Genomic DNA, 24,584 nt, shown 5'->3' with positions numbered 1-24,584 from the left:
AAAGAGGAGATGCCTCCTTTGTTAGCGTATTGTATTGGTATTCACATCTGAAAGAGTTGCAGATCGATAACGCAGGGGGGAGAGTCGCATGAAACGGGATCCATTCCTTCAAGAGGAACCTCTTCTTCGTTACGGTCATTGCCTGTTCCAGCATGTATCCGAAGGAATACTCCAGTTGGATCCTAACGGAGTGATTCAATACGCCAACCCTGTTGCTCACCGCCTCTTTGGTCGTGAGGAACTGCGGGGACTGTCGGTATCCCGCCTTTTCTCCATGGTTGGATCCTCCTCCGTCACCTCCCATTCAAAAGGAGGGCCGCTACCGTATCGGAAGCCGGATGGAACCTCTGTTTGGTTGCAATGGAGACGTATTCCTTATCCGGAGAGCGGCCCGCCGGAAGGATTTTTCCTTACCGTACAGGACGTGACGGCGTCAATCCAGGTAGCGCAAGCGGAAAAAGACCTGGAACGGTCAGATCGCCAATGTGCCCAAGCGGCACGCCTGGCCCGGCTGGGCTATTGGGAGTGGGATCTTTCCCGGAACCGGATCCAATGGTCTGAGGAAGTCAGCCGTATGTTCAGCATCCCCCATCAAAGGGAGCGAACACTGAAAGAATGTCTTCAGCTGGTTCACCCCGATGACCGGGAAAGGGTATACAGGCGGGTTCAATTCGCCTTGAACGGCGGTAGCTGGGAGATGGAGTTTCGTCTCCTTCACCCGGAGGGGGGCAGCCGCCATATCCGGCAGACGGGTGAACTATCCTGTGATGCCGATGGTTTCCCTGTACTGGCTTCGGGAACCATCCAAGATATTACTTCTCAAAAAGCAGCGGAAGAAGCGCTTCAATTATCTGAAACGAAATTCTGTTCGGTATTGCAATCCGCCAAAGACGGTATCATCATGGCGGATTACCACGGACGGATTCTCTCTTGGAACCGGGGGGCGAAGGAAATCTTCGGATATACCGAGGAAGAGGCATTAGGGCAGCCAATCTCGGTTATTTTTCCAACCGTGATTCATTCGGATTATCAGAAAGAGCTTCGCCGTCACCAACAGGATGCTCGAATGATCTATCCCAGCCGCACGGTGGAAATGATGGGATTGAGAAAGGACGGTACAGAAGTTCCGGCGGAAATCTCCTTTACTTCCTGGGAAAGGGAAGAGAACCGCATTTTCGTTGGGATCATCCGGGATATTCGTGAGCGGAAAAAGACGGAGGAGTTGCTTCGCCAATCCGAGAAACTGATGGTGGTTGGCCAGCTGGCGGCGGGAGTCGCCCATGAGATCCGAAATCCTCTTACCGCTCTCAGGGGTTTTGTGCAACTCCTGTTTCGAGAAGAGGATTATCGGGGCGTCATGTTGTCCGAGTTGGATCGGATCGAATGGATCTGCCGCGAATTCCTGTTGTTAGCCAAGCCCCAACCGGTGCAGTTTGTTGACAAAAACCCGGTGGATATTCTGGAAGATGTACGAATGCTCCTCCAAAGTCAGGCACTTTTGAACCGGGTCGTCATTATTACCGAGATCGATGAACCTCTCCCGACGATCACATGTGAAGCCAATCTGTTAAAACAGGCCTTTACGAATCTATTGAAAAATGGGATGGAAGCTATGCCCGAGGGAGGAACGCTCTATGTCCGGCTCACCAGTGAACCGGACGGGATCCGATTAACCGTCACCGATGAAGGAGACGGCATCCCCCGGGAGGATCTTCCCCGTCTGGGAGAGCCCTTCTTTACTACGAAAGAAGAAGGGACGGGCCTGGGGTTGATGATTACCCGTCAGATCATTCATCATCACAAGGGGACCCTCAGCTTTTCAAGCGAAATAGGCAAAGGAACGTCAGTCACCCTTCGCCTGCCGGTGAAACCAGATACTGACGAGCAGGAGTAGGCCAGTAATACCTGATGGCAGGCTGCCTGTTTTACAATGGCAAGGAGCACCTATCAGGTGATGTCCACGGATGAACCAAGCGGACGTCGCTTTTTTTCTTTGGTGGGTAGTTGGTGCATGTTCCCAATTTGGAAGGGAAAGCTAAAGCGGTAACGGCCAGTAGGTCCAGAATGGAGGGAACCGATTTGCCGTATATCGTTTCCGTTGGGACCGCGGTCCCCGACCATACGTTGCAGCAGGAGGAGGCCCGGGAATTTGCCCGCGAGTTGTTTCGGGATGCTTTCCAGGATATCACGCGCTACCTGCCTATTTTTGATCATGCGTCCATCCGTACCCGACGCCTCGCTCGTCCGAGGGAATGGTTTGAGGAGGATCGCTCCTTTGCGGAACGAAATGATGCCTACACCGAGACGGCCTGCCGGTTGGGCGAGGAGGCGGTGAAGCAATGTCTCGAGAGGGCCGGTGTTCATCCGGGGGAGGTGGATCACCTGTTTTTCGTGTCCACCTCGGGTTTGGCAACTCCCAGCATCGATGCACGGATGATCCATCGGTTGGGCTTTTCCCGTCATGTAAAACGGACGCCAATCTGGGGGTTGGGTTGCGCGGGCGGTGCTTCAGGTCTGGCACGAGCATACGAATATACGCTTGCATTTCCGGAAAGCAGGGTTATCCTGTTGGCAGTAGAACTGTGCAGCCTTACCTTTCGCAGGGGGGACCATACAAAGAGTAACCTGGTGGCTACTTCCCTTTTTGCTGATGGTGCGGCGGCGGTGTTGATCATCGGGAATGAAGCTCCCTTTCCCGCTGGCCTCTCCGGACGGCCCCGGGTACTGGATACGATGAGTACCACATGGCCTAATTCCCTTGATGTTATGGGGTGGGAGGTGGAAGATGATGGGTTGAAAGTGCTCTTTTCCCGGGACATCCCCAGTATTGTGCGCCGGGAAGTTCCCGCTGCTGTCGAAGGGTTCCTCACGCGCTCGGGACTGGACCTAAACCGAGTCGGGCGGGTGATCGCCCATCCTGGCGGAATGAAAGTGCTTACCGCCTATCAGGAAGCGTTATCTCTTCCCGAAGAAGCCTTCCGCCACTCTCGCTCCATTCTCGGCGAATATGGCAACATGTCATCGGTGACGGTATTGTTTGTATTGGAGAGGGAGTTACAGGAGGAACACCAAGCGGGAAGCTATGGTCTGGTTACTGCGCTGGGTCCCGGGTTTAGTTCCGAGATGATGCTTCTCCAATGGTAACGAAAGGAGGGAGGAAGGGATGAATCCCTGGTTCGGGTTGGTACTAATCGGGTTACTTTTTCAGCGGGGGGTAGAATTAGCGATCGCCAAGAGGAATACCCGATGGGCGATGGCCCGTGGAGGATACGAGGTCGGTCGGAGGCATTACCCGCTGATCGTCGCGGTCCACGCGCTGTTTTTCGTTGGCTTGATTGCTGAGGTAAGCCTGGGAGGCATCCACCCTCCCCTCTGGTGGGAGCTTCCCTTCCTCCTATTCGTTACCGCTCAAGGGCTACGCTTCTGGTGCCTCTGTACCCTCGGTCCTTACTGGAACACCCGCATCCTGGTCATCCCCGGTCAAAAGCCAGTGGTACAGGGTCCCTATCGATGGGTGCGCCACCCAAACTATGTGGTGGTCGCTATGGAGCTTTGTACCCTCCCCCTGGTTTTTGGCTCCTGGGTGACAGCCATAACGGTGTCCCTATTGAATGCCTTGGTTCTGCTCCGGGTACGGATTCCGGCGGAGGAGCGGGCCCTTACGGAAGCTGTCGCTTATGGGGAAGTGATGGGCGCCAGGCCCCGCTTCATCCCTTGGCACCCCAATGGTTCGGAAAAAACATGAATTTCCCGCGCCCGTCCCCTTGGACGGTTTTTTTATGGACTAATCCTGAAAGCTCGCTAGTATGTTGAAAGAGAGAGCAGTTAATAGAAAGGCCTTGTTTTTCGATTGGAAATCCGTTTTAATGTTTACGAGGATGAATGAACGTTGTGAAAGCCTTTATTAAAAACCATGGGAGTGAGCCGGTTGGCACAGGAAGTGGAAGAGCTGCCGTTACGGGATGCGATAAATGATCACTTATCAGACCGGGCCAAAGAGATCTACAGCTCTGCTTACAACATGATCTGGATTCATACAGAAGGCGAAAAAGAAGAGCGGGAATATCTGGCCCATCAAGTGGCTTGGGACAGATTGAAGCAGGAATATAATAAAAAACAGGCACGGATTCGTTTTGAACTAAATCTGAGTCAGGGTTTTTCCCGGCTCCATCCTGGTAAGAAGTAAATAAGCGTACAGCCGTCCCTCGATGGGGCGATTTTCTTTTCCCGCCTAACGGTGGGATTTTTGTTTGGTGGAGGAGAAGGATCAAGAGATGTTTGGTGGAGAGATCAGCCGGGAAAAGGGAGTACCACAACGGTTGGAACATCATGGAGAAACCGTCCCGTAGGAGGGTCAGGAAAATGTCCTATGATCAATTGCAAGACCTGCCAAAACAGGTGCGGGATAACCTGCCCAAACACGCCCAGGAAATCTACAAAGAAGCGTTCAACAACGCCTGGGAGGAATATGCCGATCCAACAGATCGCCGGGGGGATGCCTCTCGGGAGGAAACGGCTCACCGGGTTGCCTGGTCCGCTGTAAAGGAGAAATACAAAAAGGAAGGCGATCGCTGGGTTTCCAAGAAAAAGCATTGAGAGAAGGGGAGAGAGAAACCGGAAATCCAAGGGAGGAAAAAACCATGTTGGTCAGTGCCAAAGGAATGGAAGGGACGACCGTGGTGGCTGTGGAAGGTGAAATCGGCAAGGTGGATCGGCTCCTGATCGATGATGAAACCTGGACCGTCCGGTATTTGATCGTTAATGTGGGCTCCCTGTTTCACCGGCAACGAGTCTTGATTTCTCCGATCCCCGTGAAACAGGTGGATTGGGAGAAGAAAGAGGTCCGCCTGTCCTTAACTCGGGAACAAGTAAAAGACAGTCCCGACGTGGATGCGGAAGCCCCGATTTCCCGCAAGTCCGAGGTGGAACTCCATCGGCATTACGGCTGGCCTGTCTATTGGGGGGGGGCTGGTCTCTGGGGAGGAAGCATGGTTCCTGGGAATCTGGCTGTTAACCCCTTGCCAGAAGAGCTGTTGCGCCCGTCTCCCCCACAGGATGGTGACCTAAAAGATGAGAACCTGGCAGAATCGAGGCTACTATCTGTCAATCAACTGACCGGATTTACCCTGAAAACCCACGACGGTGAGTTGGGACAGGTGGATGATTTCATTATCGACGATCACAGTTGGACCGTCCGTTTTTTGGTCGTCGATGCCGGTAGCTGGCTGTCTAGCAAGAAGGTGATGATTGATAAGGACTCTGTCGAGGATGTGGATATGGCAGATGCCCGTGTACACGTGGATCTTGTGAAAGATAACATTAAAGGATCGCCGGAATATGAACCCAGCGATCCGATCAATGAAGAGGGGGAGAAAGGCCGGTTTGATTACTATGGAAGGCCCCGGTGATCCCCGTTGTTCTCTCCGGGAACTCAGTACAGGAAAAGCCGCCGCCCTTCACGTAACGGGCGGCGGCTTTGTTTTTTACTTCTGTTTCCATTCAGGGTTGTCAGATTTTTGCTTGTTGAGGGATTTCATGCTAGACGGGTTCGAAGATTTCAGCTTAGGGTCGTTGGCCAGATTGTGCGTAAGTAAGGTGGCTAGCATGCCCATCCGATGTAAGTTGTTTTTATCGATCTTGTCCGGGGCATCCTCGTCGGTGTGATAGTACGGGTCTTGGTGATAGTTGAGGAAGGCAACCGGGATACCCGCTGCTTCGAAGGGAGCATGGTCGCTCCGGGTGGAGTCATAGCGTTTATAGGAGTATCCATAGGTCTTCACATAATCCTCAGCCCGGTCAGCGACGAAAGATTTGGCTTGCGGATCGGCGGTCATGATACCGATGGTATCACCGACACCCACCATATCCATGTTGATCATGGCTGCGGTTTCGGCTTTCTCCTCCGGACTCATCGCTTTCACATATCGAGTAGAACCCACCAGCCCTACTTCTTCGGCACCGAAGAAGATCACCTTCACGTTGTGACGCAATTTCTCGTCGGAAAGCGCTTTGGCCGTTTCCAGCAGCGTGGCAGTGCCGGAGGCGTTATCATTGGCGGCAGGGGTGTCTACACCGTCATAGTGGGCACCGACAATGATGGTTTTCGCCTTGGCGGGGTTCCCTTTTTTCGCCTTGATAGTGCCGATGACGTTTTGAGAGTAACTGGGAGTCAGTTCCACGTCAGCTTTTATTGTTACGGTCACTGGTTGATCGCTCTCAACCAAGGCCTTTAGTTCTTCCCCCTCGGCCTTGGGAAGGGCGAGAGTGGGAACAGCCCCTTGTTGCCCTAGGGTTCCACTCAGGCTGCCGTCGGTGTTGTTGTAGATGAGAACCCCGGCTGCTCCTGCTTTGGCTGCATTCTGGGATTTTTCATAGAAGGTGATGTCCCCGCGCCGGATGAGGGCGATTTTGCCTTCCAGGTTCATACCCTGGAAGTCCTCGGGTTTGCCCATCCCTGCGAGGACAACCTTGCCGCTTAGCCCTTCTTGAGGGGTGGCGGGAGTGTAGTTGAAGGGTTTGGAAGTCAATGTTTTTTGTAGAGGGGTGTTCACCTTCACTTCCGAACCGCGTGCCAGAAAAGCCATGATCGGAAAGGTCTGCCGTTCAACTTTGATCCCGTATTTCTTCAGGTTTTTGGCGATGTAGTTGGCCGCTCGGTGTTCTCCGTCAAAACCGGTTACCCGGGCGTTGTCCCGATTCGCGAGCTTGGTGATGTGCTTGTAGATCCGATCCTTGGAGATCTCCTGAGCGATTTGATTGATATGTATGGGAGCGGCGTAGGTAGTGGTGCTGAAGACCAAAGCCAGGGTCAGTGCGAAGGCGAAGACAATACGGTAACGATGGTGTTTCATTTCTCTCCTCCTCCAAAAAATTTTTCCTCCTCTCGTAGTTTATTGGAAATTTTTCATTATTGTCAATAGATTGATAGGATTTTTGTGGAAAAATAGATGAAGAATCAGGCTTTCAGTCCTGAAGCATGGAATGATTTTGACAAGTATATAAGGATATGCTTATATAAAATTGAGGTGATGTATATGATGCGGCTCGAACTTGGATGGGAAGAACTTGCTGAATGTAACAAGGCGATGGGGGATCCATCCCGCCTTCGAATGTTGGCTCTGTTGAAAACAGAGGATCTCTGCGTCTGCGAGCTGGTTGAAATATTAGGTATGTCGCAACCGGCTGTTTCCCAACACATGCGTAAACTGAAAAATGCCCAGCTGGTCAAGGAACGCCGACGAGGACAATGGGTCATTTATTCCCTCGATGGCGAGCGGCTCCCCTATTTCCAATCGGTGGTTGACCACTTACCGGACCTTAGTGATGAGATCAGAGCATTGAAAACGAGCGGAAAAAAAGTCCTATGCGACAAAAGATAACGAAAGAGGCAAAACGATGACGTCTTCAGCTTGGCTATCTTTTATCATTTTTGCGGTCACCTTGGTGTTCGTGATCTGGCAACCCCGAGGGTTGTCGATCGGTTGGTCGGCGACAGGCGGGGCGATCTTAGCCCTCTTATTCGGGGTTGTCAGCCTGCCGGATGTTTGGATTGTGACGGGAATGGTCTGGAATGCCACTTTGGCGTTCGTCGCCATCATCCTCATCTCTCTCATCATGGACGAGATTGGTTTCTTTGAATGGGCCGCTTTGCATATGGCCCGTCTCGCTGGAGGAAATGGGCGAAAAATGTTTGTCTACGTGGTCCTGTTAGGGGCTGCAGTGGCTGCCTTCTTCGCCAACGACGGAGCAGCTCTGATCTTGACTCCCATCGTGTTGGCCATGGTTCGAGCTCTGCAATTCGAAGAAAAAATGATTTTCGCCTTTGTCATAGCGAGCGGATTTATCGCGGATACGACATCCTTGCCGCTTGTAGTGAGTAACCTCGTTAATATCGTCTCCGCAGACTTCTTTGGGATTGGGTTTGTGGAATATACGACTCGCATGATTGTTCCCAATTTCTTTGCTCTGGGCGCTAGTATTCTTGTCCTATTCTTCTTCTTCCGGAAGCGTATTCCGAAAGACTATGATCTAACCCAACTACCAAAGCCCAGGGGAGCAATCAAGGATATGCGTCTGTTCCGTCTTTCTTGGGGGATTCTGGGGATCCTGCTGGTAGGGTATCTCTTTAGTGAACCTTTGGGCGTTCCCGTGTCGATCATCGCAGGTGCAGCGGCCCTTTGGTTTCTTTTGGCGGCACGTAGCAGTGCTTTCATTCAGACAAAGCAACTGGTGAAAGAGGCCCCCTGGACGGTGGTCGTCTTCTCTATCGGAATGTATGTGGTGGTCTACGGCCTGAAGAACGCGGGTCTTACTGACGCTCTTGCTGGTGTGATTCAGTGGATGGTGGGCCAGGGGCCCCTTGTAGGGACGGTGGGGATGGGTTTTATCGCCGCTTTTCTCTCCTCTATTATGAACAATATGCCGACAGTGATGATTGACGCGCTGGCGATTCAAACCATCCAGACGAAAGGACTCATGCACGAAGCGTTGGTATACGCGAATGTCATTGGTTCTGATCTAGGCCCTAAGATCACCCCGATTGGCTCGCTGGCGACCCTTCTCTGGCTCCATGTCCTCTCTCGTAAGGGTGTGAAGATTACCTGGGGTACTTATTTCAAAGTGGGTATTGTGCTAACAGTCCCAACCCTATTGATTACCCTTCTCGGCTTGTATATCTGGCTGATGCTGCTCTATTAAATCCATTTCTAGGAGGAATCACGATGACTGCCGATAAGAAAAAAACCATTTATTTTCTCTGCACCGGAAACTCCTGCCGTAGCCAGATGGCGGAAGGATTCGGTAAACATATTCTTGGGGATCGTTTTAACGTGTACAGCGCCGGGATCGAGGCGCATGGTCTTAATCCCAAGGCGGTGAAGGCGATGGAGGAGAAGGGGATCGACATCTCAGATCAGACCTCCGACATCATTGATCCTGAAATCTTGAATAACGCGGACTACGCCGTCACGCTATGCGGGGACGCCAACCACAAGTGCCCCATAACTCCCTCCCATGTCCAGCGGATGCATTGGGGCTTTGATGATCCTGCCAAAGTCGAAGGTACGGAGGAAGAGGTATGGGGAGTCTTCCAAAGGGTGCGTGATCAGATCGAAGAGCGGATTCACCGTTTTGCCGAAGAAGCGAAGGAGTGATTTGGGGTTACAGGGGTTTACAGCTTTTGGAGAAAAATATAGAGGCCCATTCGATTGAATGAGCCTCTGCTTTCCTTAATTTTGCGGGTTAAGAGAAGGCTTTTTCCGTTGCCACAAGATGGTCAGACTGATGAGGGTGACCAGGATGGTAGCTCCCATATCCGATAGGATGGCGATCCATAGGGTTAATAAGCCAGGGATGGTCAGCAGAAGAGCGATCAGTTTCAAGCCCAGAGCCAGGGAAATGTTTAGCCGGATGATTCGGTTGACCCGTCGGGCAATCCGGATGGCAGAGGGCAGTTTGCCCAGATGATCTTGCATGAGGACGATATCAGCGGTTTCAATGGCACTGTCGGTCCCTTTGCCCATCGCGATTCCGAGATCGGCGGCGGCAAGAGCGGGTGAATCATTAATCCCATCCCCCACCATGGCTGTTTTCGCTTGAGTGGTGAGCTTTTTCACCTGTTCTACCTTGCCTTCAGGGAGGAGACCGGCGTGAACGGTCGTGACACCAACCGCTTCCGCCACTTTTTCCGCCGAACGAGGGTGATCCCCCGTCAGCATGACGGTCTTGGTGATCCCCGTTTTGTGGAGGGACCGGATGACGCTTGCGCTCTCTTCCCGGATCTCATCCGCCAAGCCAAAGAAACCGAGGACTTTTTCCTCATCGGCGATCAGGACCAAGGTGTATCCCTGTTCTTTTAGTCGTTGAATATCCGCTTGAACATCGGAGGGGATTGTCAGATGGGAAAGGGCACGCTCGTTGCCCGCCCAATACCTTCGTCCGTCGACGACTGCCGTGACCCCGCTCCCGGCAGTCGTTTCTAAATCGACAGCCTTTAACGGCTCTATGCCGGCTTCCTTCACCTTCTCTATCACAGCCCGGGCCAATGGATGGGAGGAGTCTTTCTCTATCGCACCGGCGATGGGCAGGAGATCCGAGTGGTATTGCAGGGTTTCACCCACGACCGGACGTCCTTTGGTTAAAGTTCCAGTCTTGTCAAAGGCGACGGTTCGAAGTTTCCCCAGTTGCTCTAAATGGACAGATCCTTTTACGAGGATCCCGTTCCGCGCGTTACGGGTGATGCCGGCGATATTGGCGATGGGCGAGGAGAGAATGAGCGCACAGGGGCAACCGACGATGAGAACGGCCAACCCCTGATAAAACCAGCTCCCCCACCCAGAACCGGCAAGAAGAGGTGGAACCGTCATGACTAGGGCGGCGATGGCCATGATCATCGGGGTGTAATACTGGGAAAAGCGGTTGATAAAAAGTTCTGTCGGTGTTTTGGCTTCTTGGGCTTCGCGGACCAGTTGCAGGATGCGGGAGATGGCCGAATCTTCAAAGGCACTGTCGATCCGGATCTTCAAGACCCCTTCGTTGTTGATGCTGCTTCCGAATACAGTTTCCCCCACTGACTTTTCGACGGGGAGAGATTCTCCGGTAATCGCGGCTTCGTTAACCGAACTGCGCCCTTCATCTACTACACCGTCGGAAGGGATTTTTTCTCCGGGGCGGACGAGAACCCGGTCGCCGGCACGGAGTTCCCCAATTGAAACGATGCGTTCTCCCTCTTCCTCGATACGGGTGGCTTGCAGGGGGGCAACCGCCAGCAGTTTTTCCATGGAGTTGCGTGCTTTCTCCATTCCCAGTCCTTCCAGGTATTCGTTCAAGCCGAACAGAATTGCGACCAGCGTTCCTTCTTTCCACTCTCCGATGGCGACTGCTCCCACGAGGGCGATCGTCATCAAGGTCTCGATATTGAATTTCAAACGGAAGAGGTTACGGATCCCTTTTAGGAACGTCCGATATCCACTGAGAGCCATCGCGACCAGATACAGCCCGATGGGAAAGGGATCTACACGGCCCTCTAAAACGATGGCGAGACCGAACAGAACCGTCGAGACAGCGAGGGCGATCTTGAGGTTCAATCCGTTACCCGAGCCATGGCTGTCTTCATGCTCCTCGGCTCCGTTCTCGGAGGAAACCAAGGCGACTCCTTCTCGGGCGAGGGCTACTTTCACTTGTTCCAGATCCACCTGTTCGTCCAACATGAGCGTGCCGCTGGAGTACAGGATACGAGCTGATTCTCCATGAGTAATCCTGCGGATGGCCCGTTCCAGGTCGGCGGCGCATCCGGGGCAGGACAAGCCTTTTAACCGGTACTCTGTCAAGCTGTTTCGACTCCTTTTCCGGTAAAATGGGGCGCAGAGGTGGGCGAGCCCAGATACTCCGACGGGTTGGCCCGATATCACAAACTAATCATGTTGGGCGTGGTTGATGGATTGCTTCAACAGGGTCATCACATGCTGATCCTCCGGTGAGTAATAGAGAGTGGTGCCTGCTCGACGAAATTTGACCAACCGTAGGTTCTTCAGGAACCGCAATTGATGGGAAACTGTCGATTGGGATAGGGAAAGCGTCTCGGAGATCTCCGTGACGGAAATCTCTCGGTCTGCCAAGAGATGCAGAATCCGTACCCGGGTTGGATCGGCTAGTGCTTTGAACGTCTGCGTCACAATGAACAGCGTTTCATCATCAAGGGGATCGTACGAGGTGGACTGTGATTGATTTTCCTGGCCATCCATGGGAGTTCCTCCGTTTTCCTTCTCTTATATGGTCATATGTTCATGTTGTGATAGTTGCATTATATGCGCAGTCATTCATGTATGTCAATGAAAAAAACCGGCTTACCAAAAAGGCAAGACCGGTCATTGAAAATGAGCTCAGCGGTAGAGAGTCCCGTCGTAACGGACATAGCCGAGGGGGTCATGGGTAAAATGGATGACGGCGTCACAGCAGTTGTGGGGTGTCTCGTAAGCTTCTTCCTCGGGGATAAACTCCCCTTTGATCTCGATTGGGGCACCAGCACGAAGGTTGGGGATTTCTTTTTCAGTTCCCTGCTCGTCAATACGGATGGATACGAAGGCCCGGTTCGGAATGTCGTCAGCGGATCCGTTTTCGATTTCCTGTACCCGGATGTCATCGACCAGGAGATGTTGGTGTTCGCGATCCTCGTCATAGCCACGCACTTCTTTTATGGTGGCATCGACGGTAACGACGGCTTTGGCTGTGGTGCGGACCTCTCCATAAGCCCCGGTGATGGGAGCGGCCTGGGTTGGCACAGTGCCGAAGGGAAGTAGGATCGACGTAGCTAGCATCAGGGAAAGAGACAGTTTTTTGAAGGTGTTCATGGGTTCCTCCTCTACTATATGGGAAAAGTTAGACCAGATTGGTACACAAAACCAGTATACAATGAAATTCGAATTATTGGAGAAAATAATGAACAAATAATGTAAATTATTTGTAAAGAGAGATAGTAAAAAACGACGGACCCCATCTAAGGGCCCATCGCTTGTTTGAGTTCATACCAGCCGCCGTTTTGCTTGGCGAATGAGGGCAGGATGGTTCGCCTCCAATTGAGCGCTCAGCTGTTCGAAAGCGGCCCGGATATCCCATTGGGCTTCGGGGGAGGTACGTAGATTGATGAGATGATAGAGCTCCCATAGGCTGGCAGTAGCTGTCACCTGCCGATGGTGGGCATTGGTGACACAATAGGGGGCAGCTTCGGGGCAGCGTTTCTGCATCTGTTCTGTCAGCTGATCCGCCTCTTCCATCAACCGGGTGAAGGTCTCTGTCAATCCCGCCTCCTGGATGTGGGGTGGAACCGTATATCCCAAGTTAACCGTCGGTTCTCCGTAGGTAAAGCTCGTGCCCCGGTTGTGGCGCAGGAGTTGGTGCCAGTTGGCTTCCGACAGTTGTATTTCCATATGGTAAGTCAGGTGGCGGAACGCGTCTAGTGGGTTGTCGAAGAAGCGTAGCCCCGAGAGAGCAGCATCTACCCTGTTTTCTTTATCCGATCGGGATAGGCCTTGTGCTTCGGTTTCAGCGGCTCGGTAGGAGAGCCCATGCCTTTCTATAAGTAGCTGAATGGTTAGACGAGTGAGGGCGGTGTCGTAGTCAGGCAAGTCGACGAAACGAGCACGGGGGCCGTTAAAAGCGTGGCCTCGCAGGTGCCGATCCGCGGCGGGAGCTGGTTGCTTGGCAAGGGCTGTACGGCACTCCGCTAGATAATCACTGGGTCGGACATGTTTCAGCAGCGTAGGGATCACCTGGCTGATTTCCCGCTCCATGCTCCGGGCCAGCTCCTGTGATTCCCTGTGGCGGCTGGAGAGAAGGCGCACCAGTGTGTCCCGTAGGGCGCGACCATTACCAGTCAACCCGAGGCTGGTACAGGTGGCTAGAGTCAGGACGTAACGGGCGTCTTCGAAGGCGATTTTCTCCACACGGGAGCGGAACCGCTTGTCGCTTTCCCCTTCTTCCCGGGGCATCTTCTCCATTAGATGGGGGATCAATCCCTTCAGCAGGGATTCATAGGTATCAAAGGCGCGTTCCTGGTGGCGAAGATAGGCCGATCGGGTCTCCCCATCCTTGTCTAGTTCCGGGGGGGTGTAGAATTGTCCCCGTTCCGGCCGTTGGTAGCGTTGACTGTATTCGGTAAAGCTGTTGAAGGTATTGGCTAGTTCCAACTCCGCCGACGCAAGTCGGCTGATTTTTTCAACGCCCAGGTGGGCAACGGCGTGTTCCGCGACGCTAGAGTGGCCGTAGCCTACGACCCATTTCTCGTGAAAACGGGCCGCTTTTTCTGAATAAGCGGTAGCCATTCCTCCGGCAGATCCGCTCACTCCCAATTCATCATCAGCCAGAAGCTTGGCCAAATTTTCCCGAAAGCCGGCGGAGCTGCGGCTTACATAGGCAAAAATGACCGCGATCACTTCTTCGGGAAGGTTGAAAATCGCATAAACGTTTTTATCCAAATTGGATACATAGCGGGTAAGGTCGACCGTTCGCTCTCCAGGGTAGTTCATAAAGTTGTCCTCCGTTCTCCTCATGATCCGTGTCGATTCCACTTCTCCTATTCTATCAAGGAATGGGCTTGGGGTGGATATCAAACAAAAAAAAGAGCGTGGAAGGTTCAGGAGATTTCCCTTAACGGAAATACATTTGTCTCATTCAAGGTGGCGTGAAGCTCAAAACAAAAACATGGATTGGATAAGCCGCTCATAAAATGGGTTTGGGAAGGTAGATCGGTAAGGTCCTTGATGACGTTCACCGAATGAACGGGAAGGAGGAGCGCCAGAGTGGGGTTCCGTCGGTGGAAGGTCCGTAGGAGACAGTCGTTGATCCGTTTTCGCAGGAGGGGCGGTATTTGGTTTTTGACCTTCGCCCTCCTGTTTGGCCTCCTCTTTCAAGTCATCTGGTTACTGGAAGAGAATCTGGAGCCCACGCTGGTACACATCGCTCGAATGAAAGTGAAACAGATCGCCAACGAGGCGGTGTTGGAGGCTGCAAGGGAACAAGTGAAGGCAGGTAATGAGCTGAACGGAATCATGAAAGTGGACAAAGACAAAAATGGGGCCATCCGATCCGTTCAGTTTGACGAGGAGAAGCGGTGGAGGATGTATGAACGGACGACCTCCCGCATGCAGGAAGTGCTTCACCGATTAAACCGCAAAGACATTGGGGTTACCCTGGGTCAGGCGATGCAGAACAACATTCTGGCCAGCTACGGACCGGAGATCCCTATTGAGATCTGGCCCAAAGGAACACCGCAGGTGGAGCTTGTACCCCGGATGGAGTCGGCGGGTGTGAACACCGTGTCGATCACTCTCATGATGGAAATCCACGTCGAGATGGAAGTGGTGGTACCCTTTACAGAAGAAATGGTGCCCCTCGACACGGAAATTCCTGTTGCCCAGGCGGTAGTGGTAGGCGAGGTGCCCCGTTTCTATTACTACAACGACATGGGGGGCAGTATCCAAAAAGGGAAGCCGGGTAAAAACACGGGAGGAGAGCAGAATTCCCCCGGAAATCAACCGATGCCGGTGCTCCCCCCTATTCAGGTTGATTAAAAGTTTTGGGTTACAGCTGAAGTGGATGATGGTTACCCATCTCCCTAGATAAGATAAGGGGTCGCGCTGGAAAAAGAGCGGCCCCTTAAACCATTGGTTTTTTAGTTGAACTTTTCATTGAAAAATACACAAAACGGTAAAAATAAAATAACATGAGGTTATATTGACCTTTTGGTCCATATAACTATATAATCAAATAGAAAGGTGCTTTTCGTTGACGTAACAATTATAATTGTCGGTATAATGCTGGTAATGATAGCTTGGGGTCTTTTTCATGCTACTTACCCTTCGGGAAGATGCTTTTTCGCTTGAGAAATTGGTTGGATCAGCGTGATGCTTGTATGCTTTTTTTTGAAGGGATTTTCTTTCAAGGGTTATTCCTTCTTTTTTTTGGTATCTATATGTATATTTTTGGAATATAGAGAGTCATTGGGGGTAGTAAAAATTCCGGGAGGTTCTATGATGTATGCAGAAATGGTTAATAAGAAGCTCACTGCGCTAAAAGAAAGCGGACAGTACCGCGAATTCATTACGATCAACCGGATACGCGGTCAATACCCTTTGGCTCTGTTGAACGGTCAGGATGATGCACAACCCGTTGTTGTCTGGTGCAGCAATGACTATCTGGGAATGTCTCAGCATCCTGCCGTAACCGAGGCGATGCATGAAGCCATCCGTTTGTTCGGTGCCGGTTCAGGCGGGTCACGAAACATCGGAGGGACCCATTATCATTATGCTGCACTGGAATCGTCACTCGCTGACTGGCATGGCAAAGAGGCCGCATTGGTTTTCCCGACTGGTTACGGGTCGAATGATGCGACGTTGCAATGCTTGTTACGTCTGTTCCCCAATTGCATCGTACTCTCTGACGAACGGAACCATGCTTCCATTATCAACGGAATACGAAGCACTCCAGCTGAACGCGGGATATTCCGGCATAACGATGTCGACCATTTGGAGGCGTTGCTTGCTGCGCAACCGCGGGATCGAGCAAAAATCATCGTATTTGAGTCGGTCTATTCCATGGACGGTGATATTTCACCCATCGAAAAGATTACAGAGCTTGCTCAGCAATATAACGCCCTAACCTTTCTTGATGAAGTGCATGCAACGGGTATGTACGGCCCACGCGGAGCAGGAATCGCTGCAGAACGGGGTATTGCGGATCGCTTGGATATTATTCAGGGAACCATGGCAAAAGCGATTGGCGTGATTGGCGGGTATATTGCTGCCTCATCGTCACTCATCGATGCCGTTCGTTCCTTTGCATCGGGTTTTATCTTTACGACCTCGCTGCCGCCGGCGGTTGTCGCTGCTTGCCATGCAAGCGTGGAACACTTGAAATCCTCGGATGAGGAGCGGAACGCCCTGCACAGCAAAACCGACATACTCAGAAAAGCTCTCACTCAGGCACACATTCCGGTTATGCCATCGAGTGAAACACATATCCTTCCCGTGCTGGTAGGTGATGCGAAAAAATGTAAGGCTGCGGCCCAGCGATTGCTTAAACAGCATCATGTCTACCTGCAGCCGATCAACTCGCCGACGGTCCCTGTCGGTACCGAACGTTTTCGAGTCAACGTTACACCGAATCACACGGAAGCACAGATTGGACTCCTGATCGATGCCTTGACGGAAGTTTTCCAACACTTTGACATTCCGTTTGCCTCTTCGTTGGATGCTGAATACGCATGAGAGTCATATGGATGTATGGATTTTGCCTCGTGGTATGGGGGCTGAATTTTATTGCAGTCAAGATACAAGGCACCCCCGTCAGCCTTGAAGTGTCATTGAGCTATCGTTTGGTAGGGGCTGCCTTGATATTTCTCGTCTTCGCGTGGGGGATCCGTCCCACGGGTCAGCCCTCTCGCAAAGACGTTTGGCCGCTCGTTACCTTTGGGGTGTGCAACTTCGCTTTGAGTTATCTGTGTCTGTACTATGCGACGATTTGGATTTCTGCTGCTTTGGTTACGCTGTTGTTTTCCCTGAAGACAGTTTTAACACCGATCGCACTCCGCATATTCCTGGGTGATCGTCTGCATCCTCGAATTCTGCTCGGTGGCGTGATCGGCTTCACGGGTGTTTGTATCTTGATTTACCCCTTGCTGGAAGGAAGTTCAAGTACAACCGATTTAAAAGGAATAGGGCTTGCCCTCTTGGGCACCGTGCTGACAGCGGTCGGTGATGCGAGCTCGGCTCGGAACGCACGACACAGGATTAACCCGATTTATTCAAATAGCGTGGGGTTTGTCGTGGCGGCATTGCTTCTGCTTGTCATTTGTGCCTTCCAGGGGCAGAGCTTTCACTTGCCTATGTCGGTCTCGTATCTTGGTGCATTGGTTTATCTTACCGTCGTGGCATCTTTTGCGGCATGGATGTTTTACCTGAAGCTGGTTGAGGAAATCGGTGCGGCATTGAGTAGCTATATGGTCGCGCTTTTTCCTGCTGTAGGTGGGATTGCCTCCGTTATCATCGGGGACTCGAAACCAACGCTCTATTTACTGTTCGGGTGCCTCCTCGGCTGTATAGGGGCGGCAATCGCTTTAGGCGTTCGGCTGCCATCGCCGAGATCGGTTCTTCCTCGGAGATCCTACCCGGCACTGCAAGGGGGAGCGGTGGAAACAGCCGCGGGAGCAGAAACCGAGAGAGATAGGAAGATCGAACGTCATGGAACAGACCACCGATAGGGTGGTTTTTCTTTGTAAAAAACATCCATTAGCTTAATCTTGAAAGGATTTTGTCAATCTTTATCGAATATAAACACTCACAGGAGTTTTCATATCATTCATTCCATTCGATCACCCGAACTTTTTACAGATTTGAGGTGTCTTCATGGCTGAAACATTACTTGAAATTGAAGGATTCCGGATGCATTTTCACACGGATAAAGGGGTCGTGAAGGCGGTGGACGGAGTAGACATCACCGTGGGGGAAGGGGAAATCGTCGGCTTGGTCGGAGAATCCGGTTGCGGCAAAAGTGTGACGTCTCTATCGGTGATGGGGTTGGTCCCTCAACCTCCCGGCAAGGTGGAGGCAGGGGGAATCCGCCTGTCGGGGCGTGATTTGACTCGACTGCAACCGAAGGACTGGCAGAAAGTGCGGGGAAATGAGGTCGCGATGATCTTCCAAGAGCCAATGACCTCTCTCAACCCAGTATTCACCATCGGTAACCAGTTGGAGGAAGCGATCCGCCAACACCGGAAGATGGGGAAGAAAGAGGCCCGGCAACGAGCGTTGGAGGCTCTCGAGGAAGTGGGTATTTCCCGGGAAGGAATCTTGGATGAATATCCCCATCAACTCTCGGGAGGGATGCGGCAACGGGTGATGATCGCCATGGCGATGGTATGCGAGCCCAAACTGCTGATTGCCGATGAGCCTACCACGGCATTGGACGTCACCATTCAGGCTCAGATCCTGGATCTGATGCGCCGTCTCAACCGAGAAACGGGGACCGCCATCCTATTAATTACCCATGATTTGGGGGTGGTGGCGGAAATGTGTGACCGAGTGGTGGTGATGTATGCAGGGCAGGTGGTAGAAGAGACGGATATAAAGACCCTCTTCCGGGAGCCGAAGCATCCTTACACCGTTGGTCTTCTCCAATCCATTCCCCAACTGGACAGGCCGGGTGGGCGCCTTTATTCCATCCCGGGAAATGTCCCCAACCCGAGGCGGATGCCAGAAGGCTGCCGGTTTGCCCCGCGTTGCGAACATGCTTTCCAGCCTTGTCTGGAACAGGAACCACCTCTTTTCAGCTGTACAGAAGGTCACATCAGTAGGTGTTGGCTTCATGACGGAGATAAGGAGGATACGGATGGTGACACCCGAGGCCTTGCTTCAAGTTCGTAACCTAAAGAAATACTACCCGATCCGAGGCGGGGTGTTCAGCCGGAAGGTAGGCGCTGTGAAAGCGGTGGATGGTGTTTCCTTCGACCTAAAAAAGGGGGAGACCCTCGGTATCGTGGGGGAATCCGGCTGCGGAAAATCCACTACCGGGCGCAGTATCCTTCGCTTGGAAGAGCCGACGGAAGGTTCGGTGCAATTTGAAGGAACGGAGTTGACCAGCCTTTCTGGAGAAGCCATGCGCCGGATGCGGCGGGAGCTGCAGATGGTATTTCAGGATCCCTTTGCCTCCCTCAACCCGCGCAAGACCGCTGGAGAGGCGATAGCAGAACCCTTGGAGGTACATGGGCTTGGAAATCGCCGGGAACGAAAGGAAAAGGTGAAGGAACTCTTATCTGTGGTGGGATTGGATTCCTACCATGCCGCCCGTTATCCGCATCAATTCAGCGGCGGACAGCGCCAGCGGATCGGCATCGCCCGTGCGTTGGCGGTAAACCCCAAATTGATCGTAGCGGATGAACCGGTGTCCGCCTTGGATGTATCGATCCAATCTCAGGTTCTTAACTTGATGGAGGATTTACAGGAGAAATTTGATCTGACGTATCTCTTTATTGCCCACGACCTGAGCGTGGTCCGTCATATCAGTGACCGAGTAGGAGTTATGTATCTCGGGCGAATGGTGGAGCTTGCCGACAGGAATACCCTTTACGAGCGTCCGATCCATCCCTATACCCAGGCGTTGCTATCTGCTGTGCCGGTCCCCGATCCCGAGGCGAAGCGGGAGCGAATCATCCTTACCGGGGATGTCCCCAGCCCCAGCAACCCGCCCAAGGGATGTGCCTTCCACACCCGCTGCCCTCATGTTATGGACATCTGCCGGGAGATGCGCCCGGATTTCAGAGATCACGGAGACGGCCATTTTGCAGCTTGTCACCTGATGGATGCCTGAGATTTTAATGAGGAGGTGTTGCCTGGAAGTGGATAAAAATCGCCCTCTGGGCGACGGCAAGATCATTTCGAACTCAAGGGGGTCAATCGACCGATGAATGGACGAATATCCGGGATCGTTGTACTCGCATTGATTTTTGTAATCGCTTCCACCCTTGTCGCCTGCGGCGGAAATAACGATGCGGCGGGGAATGGAAAAACGCTGATCTGGGGCCGCGGGGCCGATACCAAGTCCCTCGATCCGGCTCAGGTGACGGATGGCGAGTCGATGAAGGTGACCAAGAATATCTACGAAACGTTAGTGGACTACAAAGAGGACAACACCGAAGTGGAACCGGCCCTCGCCGAAAGCTGGAAGACCTCCAAGGATAAGAAGACCTGGACGTTCAAGTTGAAAAAAGGCGTTAAGTTCCATGACGGAAGCGATTTTAACGCTGATGCTGTCGTCTTGAACTTCGAACGTTGGATGGATAAGAAAAATCCCTACCATAAAGGCGGAGACTTCCCTTACTACAGCTATATGTTCGGCGGCTACAAAGGGGACAAGGGGCACATTATTGAAAGCGTTAACGCAGTGGATGAATATACGGTTGCGTTCAAGCTGAAGGAACCCCAGGGACCATTTTTGGCGAACCTAGCTATGCCCAGTTTCTCCATCGCCTCTCCCAAAGCGATCAAAAAGGATCCCGAGGGGTTAAATAAAAACCCGGTGGGCACCGGCCCCTTTAAGTTGGAAAAGTGGAAGAAGAATGACACCATCACGTTGACCAAAAACGAGGATTATTGGCAAAAAGGGTTACCCAAGCTGGACAAAGTGATCTTTAAATCCATGCCGGATAACAGTGCCCGCTTCACCGCTCTTCAATCCGGGGAAATTGATATTATGGACGGTCTGAACCCAGACGACGCTAAGACGGTAAAGCGAAACGATAAGCTGGTCCTTCATGAGCAGCAAGGGATGAATGTTGGGTATCTGGCTTTCAATGTGAGTAAGGATACGCCCCTGAAGAAGAAGAAAGTACGGCAGGCGCTTAACCACGCCGTTAATAAAAAAGCGATCATCAAGAGTGTTTATGCTGGTCTCGCCGTCCCTGCGGTAAACCCGATGCCGGAATCCATCTGGGGCTTCAATAAAGAGATCAACGATTATCCCTTCGATTTGGATAAAGCAAAGAAGCTTCTAGAGGAAGCCGGATATAAAAAAGGATTTAAATTGGAGCTTTATGCCCCCAGTGACCCACGCCCTTACATGCCTGACGGCCGCAAGGTGGCGGAATATATTCAGTCTGATTGGAAGAAAATCGGTGTCGATCTGAAGATCGTTTCCTATGACTGGCAAACCTACCTTGAAAAAACCGGTAAAGGCGAACACGAAGCAGCCCTCCTTGGCTGGAGCGGAGATAATGGGGATCCGGACAATTTTCTCTACGTGCTGCTTGATAAAGACAACACCCGTACCCCGGATGCCGGGAATATCTCCTTCTACAAAAGTGACCGGCTCCACGATAAGCTGATCAAAGCCCAGCGCAGCACCGATCGGGAAGAACGGACGAAACTTTATGAAGAGGCACAGGAAATCATCAAAGAGGACGCGCCGTGGGTACCGCTGGTCCATTCGACTCCCGGAATTGCCACCCAGTCCTATGTAAAAGGGAAATTCACCCATCCGATCAACAACGATAAATTGGTCAAGGTGGATATCCAGAAATGATGAAGGGGCAGAGGGCGGCGTTGCCGAATGCAATGCCGCTCTTTTCCATCTTTATATGGTGATCCCGCCTGTTGTCTCGAAGAAGAAAGGTTGGTGAAACGGCCATGTTCGCCTATACGATCCGCAGACTTTTGATGTTGGTCCCGGTTCTGATCGGGATGTCTATCATTACGTTTTCCATCGTTCACGCCATCCCCGGCGACCCGGCCAAAGCGATTCTAGGGGAGAAGGCTACACCGGAAGCGGTTGCCCAACTGCAAGAGAGCTTGGGGTTGAACAAACCCCTTTACATCCAATACTTCAGTTATATCAAAGGACTGTTGACTGGCGATCTGGGCACATCCTTTATAACTAAGTCCTCGGTGGCAGAGGAGATTGGTCCCTATCTTGCCGCTACCATGGAGCTGGCTTTTGCCGCGATGTTGATCGCTGTCTTTTTCGGGATCAATTTGGGAATTTTGGCTGCATGGAAACATAATACCCGCTTTGATTACTTGGCGATGGTCATCGCTCTGGTCGGAGTCTCGATCCCTGTTTTTTGGCTCGGCCTGATGGAACAGTGGCTCTTTGCCCAGGAATTGGACTGGTTCCCCTCCCAGGGACGAATCGATCCCCGGATGGGATTTGAGTCGATCACGCATTTTTATTTACTGGATTCCTTACTCCAGGGGGATATGACGGCCTTCGAAGATTCCGTCAGCAGGATTGTTTTGCCCGCGGTTGCCCTGGGAACGATCCCAATGGCCTATATCGCCCGGATGACCCGTTCCAGTATGCTGGAAGTGATGCGTTCCGACTATATCCGGACCGCCCGGGCTAAAGGGGTAGGGGAGTTTTTCATCATTTATAAGCATACCTTGCGTAATGCTTTTATTCCGATTTTGACGGTTTTTGGCCTGCAAATGGGCCTGCTTCTGGGCGGAGCCATCCTGACGGAAACAATCTTCAGTTGGCCCGGGATTGGTCGTTATGTCTATGATGCTATCAACAGCAGGGACTACCCGGTGGTCCAATCCGGCATCCTCGTGATCGCTTTTATCTTTGTCATGATTAACCTGATCGTCGATCTATTGTACGCCTTTGTAGATCCACGCATCCAATACGGGAAGGAGTGATTCCCATGTCGACCCAATCGGTACCCCCATCTATCCCAACCCCAAATCCATTACCGGAAAGCCCACAGAATGAGAGGTTGGACAGCCCGGTCAAAGATCTCTGGCGATCCTTCTTTAAACATAAATCTGCCGTAATCGGTGCCAGTGTTATCCTGGTTGTTATCTTTATTGCCTTGGTTGGTCCGTTACTCCTGCCTTACGGCTATAACCAGGTCGATGCGGATGCGAGGTTGCAGTCTCCTTCGGCGGAGCATTGGTTCGGCACCGATGATTTGGGGCGGGATATCTTTGCCCGGGTTGTCAATGGTGCCCGGATCTCCTTGTGGGTCGGTTTTTTCGCCGTCACCGGCTCCATCGTGGTCGGCTCGCTGCTGGGGCTGTTGGCGGGATACTATGGGCGTTGGCTGGATGTGGTGATCTCTCGTCTCTTCGACATTCTACTCGCATTTCCGGGGATTCTCCTTGCGATTGCCATCGTGGCTATGCTTGGCCCCAGCCTAGAAAACGCCATGTACGCGATCGCCATTATCAATATTCCTACCTTTGGCCGCCTCATGCGATCCCGAGTATTGGCTGTCAAGCAAGAAGATTTTGTGATGGCGGCGCAGGCGATCGGGATGAAGGACCGACGGATTCTTTTCAAACACATCCTGCCCAACTCCTGGACGCCAATTATGGTACAGGGCACCCTCAACTTCGCTACTGCGGTGATCGAAGCAGCGGGCCTTGGCTTTCTCGGGCTCGGGGCCCAACCCCCGGATCCCGAATGGGGAAAGATGCTCTCGGATTCCCGCCAGTATATCCAATCCGCTCCTTGGACGATGATTTTCCCTGGATTAGCGATTATGTTTACCGTCCTCGGCTTCAACTTGCTGGGGGACGGTCTTCGGGATCTGTTGGATCCACGAATGAAACAGTAACGAGCCTGCTGACAAAGTCCTTTTACACCTCAGGGTTTGTCAAGAACCTCAGTAACCCCCTTTTCAAAAATAAAAGGCTTGCAGGTGACGTTACGTCATCTTTTACACTGGAGTTGGAAAGGGGGGAACACCTTGGATCGAAAACTCTACCGGACCGGAGAATTCGCTGCTAAAGCATCAGTCACCGTTCGTACCCTGCGATGGTACGACCGGGTGGGCTTGCTAAACCCGAGCTGCACCAGTGAAGCGGGACATCGGCTTTATACCGATGCTGACCTCGTGCAGCTGGAACAGATTCTCGCTTTGAAATTTCTCGGCCTCAGCCTCGAAGAAATCCGTGAATGCCAGGCAGTGGGGCCGGAGAGCCTGACGGAATCCCTCGCCGTTCAGAAAGAGATGCTGAAGGATCGTCGGGCGCAAATCGATCGCGTGATCGGAGCGATTGAATGGATCGAGAAGCTGAGCTCTGGGGGTGAACCGGACTGGCAATCTATTATTCAAGTGATCCGGGTGATCCAGATGGAAGAGAAGAAAGATTGGTGGAAAAAATATTACTCCGACGAGGCGGTAAAAAAGCTGGAGGAACGACAGAAAACGTATTCCGAAGAAGATGCCCTGCAGGACGCCGCCCGTTGGAACGAAGCCATTGCCGACATGAAAAAAGCCGTAGCCGAAGGCAAGGACCCCGCCGCACCCGAAGGCCAAGACATCGCACGCCGTTGGTGGAATTTGATCGAGGAATTCACGATGGGGGACGAAGAAATCCGGGAGGGGCTCAACCAATCTTATCAGGCTGACGATGGCCCTTTTTGCAAACCGTATACGGCCGAGGAAGAGGCATTTATCAACCGGGCGTTGGAGATCTATAAGAAGCAACAGGGTATATGAAAAAGGAACCCCTGCGGGTTCCGAGACTGCTAAGAAAGTCCCTTCCTGTACCACAGAGTCGGAAATCCGGCCCTCCACCCCTGCTTCGGAGTTT

General features: G+C 52.3%; 23 protein-coding genes. 18 read left to right on the top strand and 5 right to left on the bottom strand.

From position 1 onward, the window contains the following. Window positions 1-88: 88 nt before the first annotated feature. The 6 genes from ACFOUO_RS04845 to ACFOUO_RS04820 all read left to right on the top strand — a co-directional run bounded on the left by ACFOUO_RS04845 (window position 89) and on the right by ACFOUO_RS04820 (window position 5,408). Entirely contained in the window at window positions 89-1,894 is a 1,806-nt protein-coding gene (locus tag ACFOUO_RS04845; protein ID WP_380702715.1) for a PAS domain S-box protein, read from the top strand. A gap of 185 nt (window positions 1,895-2,079) precedes the next feature. Further along, entirely contained in the window at window positions 2,080-3,144 is a 1,065-nt protein-coding gene (locus tag ACFOUO_RS04840) for a type III polyketide synthase (protein WP_380702713.1), read from the top strand. Window positions 3,145-3,163: 19 nt separating this feature from the next. Beyond that, window positions 3,164-3,745, top strand: coding sequence for an isoprenylcysteine carboxyl methyltransferase family protein (locus tag ACFOUO_RS04835; protein WP_380702711.1), 582 nt, complete (start codon window positions 3,164-3,166; stop codon window positions 3,743-3,745). Window positions 3,746-3,928: 183 nt separating this feature from the next. Continuing rightward, window positions 3,929-4,186 carry a ChaB family protein gene (locus ACFOUO_RS04830; RefSeq protein WP_380702709.1) on the top strand — a complete coding sequence of 86 codons (258 nt, stop codon included), beginning with the start codon at window positions 3,929-3,931 and terminating at the stop codon, window positions 4,184-4,186. 176 nt (window positions 4,187-4,362) lie between these two features. Then, entirely contained in the window at window positions 4,363-4,596 is a 234-nt protein-coding gene (locus ACFOUO_RS04825) for a ChaB family protein (RefSeq protein ID WP_380702707.1), read from the top strand. 44 nt (window positions 4,597-4,640) lie between these two features. Further along, window positions 4,641-5,408, top strand: coding sequence for a PRC-barrel domain-containing protein (locus tag ACFOUO_RS04820; protein ID WP_380702705.1), 768 nt, complete (start codon window positions 4,641-4,643; stop codon window positions 5,406-5,408). Between the two features lie 75 nt (window positions 5,409-5,483). Here the strand turns inward: ACFOUO_RS04820 and ACFOUO_RS04815 are convergent, their stop codons facing one another. Further along, window positions 5,484-6,851, bottom strand: a complete 1,368-nt coding sequence (locus ACFOUO_RS04815; protein WP_380702703.1) for a M20/M25/M40 family metallo-hydrolase — start codon at window positions 6,849-6,851, stop codon at window positions 5,484-5,486. 186 nt (window positions 6,852-7,037) lie between these two features. Between ACFOUO_RS04815 and ACFOUO_RS04810 the strand changes: the two genes are divergently transcribed. From ACFOUO_RS04810 to arsC, 3 genes are read left to right on the top strand one after another with little or no spacing between them, the layout of a single operon-like run. Beyond that, on the top strand, window positions 7,038-7,379 hold the full coding sequence (locus ACFOUO_RS04810; protein WP_380702701.1) for an ArsR/SmtB family transcription factor: 342 nt from the start codon (window positions 7,038-7,040) through the stop codon (window positions 7,377-7,379). A 16-nt stretch (window positions 7,380-7,395) separates the two neighbouring features. Continuing rightward, window positions 7,396-8,697, top strand: a complete 1,302-nt coding sequence (locus ACFOUO_RS04805) for an arsenic transporter (RefSeq protein WP_380702699.1) — start codon at window positions 7,396-7,398, stop codon at window positions 8,695-8,697. Window positions 8,698-8,720: 23 nt separating this feature from the next. Continuing rightward, window positions 8,721-9,152 carry an arsenate reductase (thioredoxin) gene (gene arsC / locus ACFOUO_RS04800; protein ID WP_380702697.1) on the top strand — a complete coding sequence of 144 codons (432 nt, stop codon included), beginning with the start codon at window positions 8,721-8,723 and terminating at the stop codon, window positions 9,150-9,152. Window positions 9,153-9,227: 75 nt separating this feature from the next. Here arsC and ACFOUO_RS04795 read toward each other — a convergent pair whose 3' ends face one another. The 4 genes from ACFOUO_RS04795 to ACFOUO_RS04780 form a co-directional block, all read right to left on the bottom strand. Then, window positions 9,228-11,327 (bottom strand): heavy metal translocating P-type ATPase, encoded by a 2,100-nt coding sequence (locus tag ACFOUO_RS04795; protein WP_380702695.1) that lies wholly within the window; start codon window positions 11,325-11,327, stop codon window positions 9,228-9,230. Between the two features lie 84 nt (window positions 11,328-11,411). Beyond that, a complete protein-coding gene (locus ACFOUO_RS04790) occupies window positions 11,412-11,741 on the bottom strand; it encodes an ArsR/SmtB family transcription factor (protein ID WP_380702693.1) in 330 nt (109 codons plus the stop codon). Window positions 11,742-11,879: 138 nt separating this feature from the next. After that, complete coding sequence (locus ACFOUO_RS04785; RefSeq protein WP_380702691.1) at window positions 11,880-12,347, bottom strand: hypothetical protein; 468 nt, start codon at window positions 12,345-12,347, stop codon at window positions 11,880-11,882. A 171-nt stretch (window positions 12,348-12,518) separates the two neighbouring features. Next, window positions 12,519-14,021 (bottom strand): FAD-dependent thymidylate synthase, encoded by a 1,503-nt coding sequence (locus tag ACFOUO_RS04780; protein WP_380702689.1) that lies wholly within the window; start codon window positions 14,019-14,021, stop codon window positions 12,519-12,521. A 312-nt stretch (window positions 14,022-14,333) separates the two neighbouring features. On the opposite strand from ACFOUO_RS04780, the gene yunB reads away from it, so the two are divergent. From yunB to ACFOUO_RS04735, 9 genes are all read left to right on the top strand, one after another. After that, window positions 14,334-15,065: a sporulation protein YunB gene (gene yunB, locus ACFOUO_RS04775; RefSeq protein ID WP_380702687.1), complete on the top strand. Its 732-nt coding sequence runs from the start codon at window positions 14,334-14,336 to the stop codon at window positions 15,063-15,065. A 462-nt stretch (window positions 15,066-15,527) separates the two neighbouring features. After that, window positions 15,528-16,760, top strand: coding sequence for a 5-aminolevulinate synthase (hemA, locus tag ACFOUO_RS04770; RefSeq protein WP_380702685.1), 1,233 nt, complete (start codon window positions 15,528-15,530; stop codon window positions 16,758-16,760). Beyond that, entirely contained in the window at window positions 16,757-17,752 is a 996-nt protein-coding gene (locus ACFOUO_RS04765) for a DMT family transporter (protein ID WP_380702682.1), read from the top strand. Before hemA ends, ACFOUO_RS04765 begins: the two co-directional genes overlap by 4 nt. A 145-nt stretch (window positions 17,753-17,897) precedes the next feature. Next, window positions 17,898-18,914, top strand: coding sequence for an ABC transporter ATP-binding protein (locus ACFOUO_RS04760; protein ID WP_380702680.1), 1,017 nt, complete (start codon window positions 17,898-17,900; stop codon window positions 18,912-18,914). Then, on the top strand, window positions 18,880-19,857 hold the full coding sequence (locus ACFOUO_RS04755; protein ID WP_380702678.1) for an ABC transporter ATP-binding protein: 978 nt from the start codon (window positions 18,880-18,882) through the stop codon (window positions 19,855-19,857). The genes ACFOUO_RS04760 and ACFOUO_RS04755 overlap by 35 nt, the downstream gene beginning before the upstream one ends. A gap of 93 nt (window positions 19,858-19,950) precedes the next feature. Beyond that, window positions 19,951-21,567 (top strand): ABC transporter substrate-binding protein, encoded by a 1,617-nt coding sequence (locus tag ACFOUO_RS04750; RefSeq protein WP_380702676.1) that lies wholly within the window; start codon window positions 19,951-19,953, stop codon window positions 21,565-21,567. 104 nt (window positions 21,568-21,671) lie between these two features. Then, window positions 21,672-22,682 carry an ABC transporter permease gene (locus ACFOUO_RS04745; RefSeq protein ID WP_380703257.1) on the top strand — a complete coding sequence of 337 codons (1,011 nt, stop codon included), beginning with the start codon at window positions 21,672-21,674 and terminating at the stop codon, window positions 22,680-22,682. Window positions 22,683-22,687: 5 nt separating this feature from the next. Next, a complete protein-coding gene (nikC, locus tag ACFOUO_RS04740) occupies window positions 22,688-23,602 on the top strand; it encodes a nickel transporter permease (RefSeq protein ID WP_380702674.1) in 915 nt (304 codons plus the stop codon). 132 nt (window positions 23,603-23,734) lie between these two features. Further along, window positions 23,735-24,490 carry a MerR family transcriptional regulator gene (locus ACFOUO_RS04735; protein WP_380702672.1) on the top strand — a complete coding sequence of 252 codons (756 nt, stop codon included), beginning with the start codon at window positions 23,735-23,737 and terminating at the stop codon, window positions 24,488-24,490. The last annotated feature ends 94 nt before the right edge of the window (window positions 24,491-24,584 follow it).

Origin of the sequence: Salinithrix halophila (assembly GCF_042650125.1) — a bacterium.
Lineage (GTDB): Bacteria > Bacillota > Bacilli > Thermoactinomycetales > DSM-45169 > Salinithrix > Salinithrix halophila.
This window is presented reverse-complemented; position numbering and strand designations above follow the sequence as displayed.

Excerpts from the sequence above, each read along its gene's own strand:
- ACFOUO_RS04845 (WP_380702715.1), top strand. The coding sequence starts at position 89 with ATGAAACGGGATCCATTCCTTCAAGAGGAACCTCTTCTTCGTTACGGT.
- ACFOUO_RS04835 (WP_380702711.1), top strand. The coding sequence starts at position 3,164 with ATGAATCCCTGGTTCGGGTTGGTACTAATCGGGTTACTTTTTCAGCGG.
- ACFOUO_RS04825 (WP_380702707.1), top strand. The coding sequence starts at position 4,363 with ATGTCCTATGATCAATTGCAAGACCTGCCAAAACAGGTGCGGGATAAC.
- ACFOUO_RS04820 (WP_380702705.1), top strand. The coding sequence starts at position 4,641 with ATGTTGGTCAGTGCCAAAGGAATGGAAGGGACGACCGTGGTGGCTGTG.
- ACFOUO_RS04815 (WP_380702703.1), bottom strand. The coding sequence starts at position 6,851 with ATGAAACACCATCGTTACCGTATTGTCTTCGCCTTCGCACTGACCCTG.
- ACFOUO_RS04810 (WP_380702701.1), top strand. The coding sequence starts at position 7,038 with ATGCGGCTCGAACTTGGATGGGAAGAACTTGCTGAATGTAACAAGGCG.
- ACFOUO_RS04805 (WP_380702699.1), top strand. The coding sequence starts at position 7,396 with ATGACGTCTTCAGCTTGGCTATCTTTTATCATTTTTGCGGTCACCTTG.
- arsC (WP_380702697.1), top strand. The coding sequence starts at position 8,721 with ATGACTGCCGATAAGAAAAAAACCATTTATTTTCTCTGCACCGGAAAC.
- ACFOUO_RS04790 (WP_380702693.1), bottom strand. The coding sequence starts at position 11,741 with ATGGATGGCCAGGAAAATCAATCACAGTCCACCTCGTACGATCCCCTT.
- ACFOUO_RS04785 (WP_380702691.1), bottom strand. The coding sequence starts at position 12,347 with ATGAACACCTTCAAAAAACTGTCTCTTTCCCTGATGCTAGCTACGTCG.
- ACFOUO_RS04780 (WP_380702689.1), bottom strand. The coding sequence starts at position 14,021 with ATGAACTACCCTGGAGAGCGAACGGTCGACCTTACCCGCTATGTATCC.
- hemA (WP_380702685.1), top strand. The coding sequence starts at position 15,528 with ATGTATGCAGAAATGGTTAATAAGAAGCTCACTGCGCTAAAAGAAAGC.
- ACFOUO_RS04765 (WP_380702682.1), top strand. The coding sequence starts at position 16,757 with ATGAGAGTCATATGGATGTATGGATTTTGCCTCGTGGTATGGGGGCTG.
- ACFOUO_RS04760 (WP_380702680.1), top strand. The coding sequence starts at position 17,898 with ATGGCTGAAACATTACTTGAAATTGAAGGATTCCGGATGCATTTTCAC.
- ACFOUO_RS04755 (WP_380702678.1), top strand. The coding sequence starts at position 18,880 with ATGGTGACACCCGAGGCCTTGCTTCAAGTTCGTAACCTAAAGAAATAC.
- ACFOUO_RS04750 (WP_380702676.1), top strand. The coding sequence starts at position 19,951 with ATGAATGGACGAATATCCGGGATCGTTGTACTCGCATTGATTTTTGTA.
- ACFOUO_RS04745 (WP_380703257.1), top strand. The coding sequence starts at position 21,672 with ATGTTCGCCTATACGATCCGCAGACTTTTGATGTTGGTCCCGGTTCTG.
- nikC (WP_380702674.1), top strand. The coding sequence starts at position 22,688 with ATGTCGACCCAATCGGTACCCCCATCTATCCCAACCCCAAATCCATTA.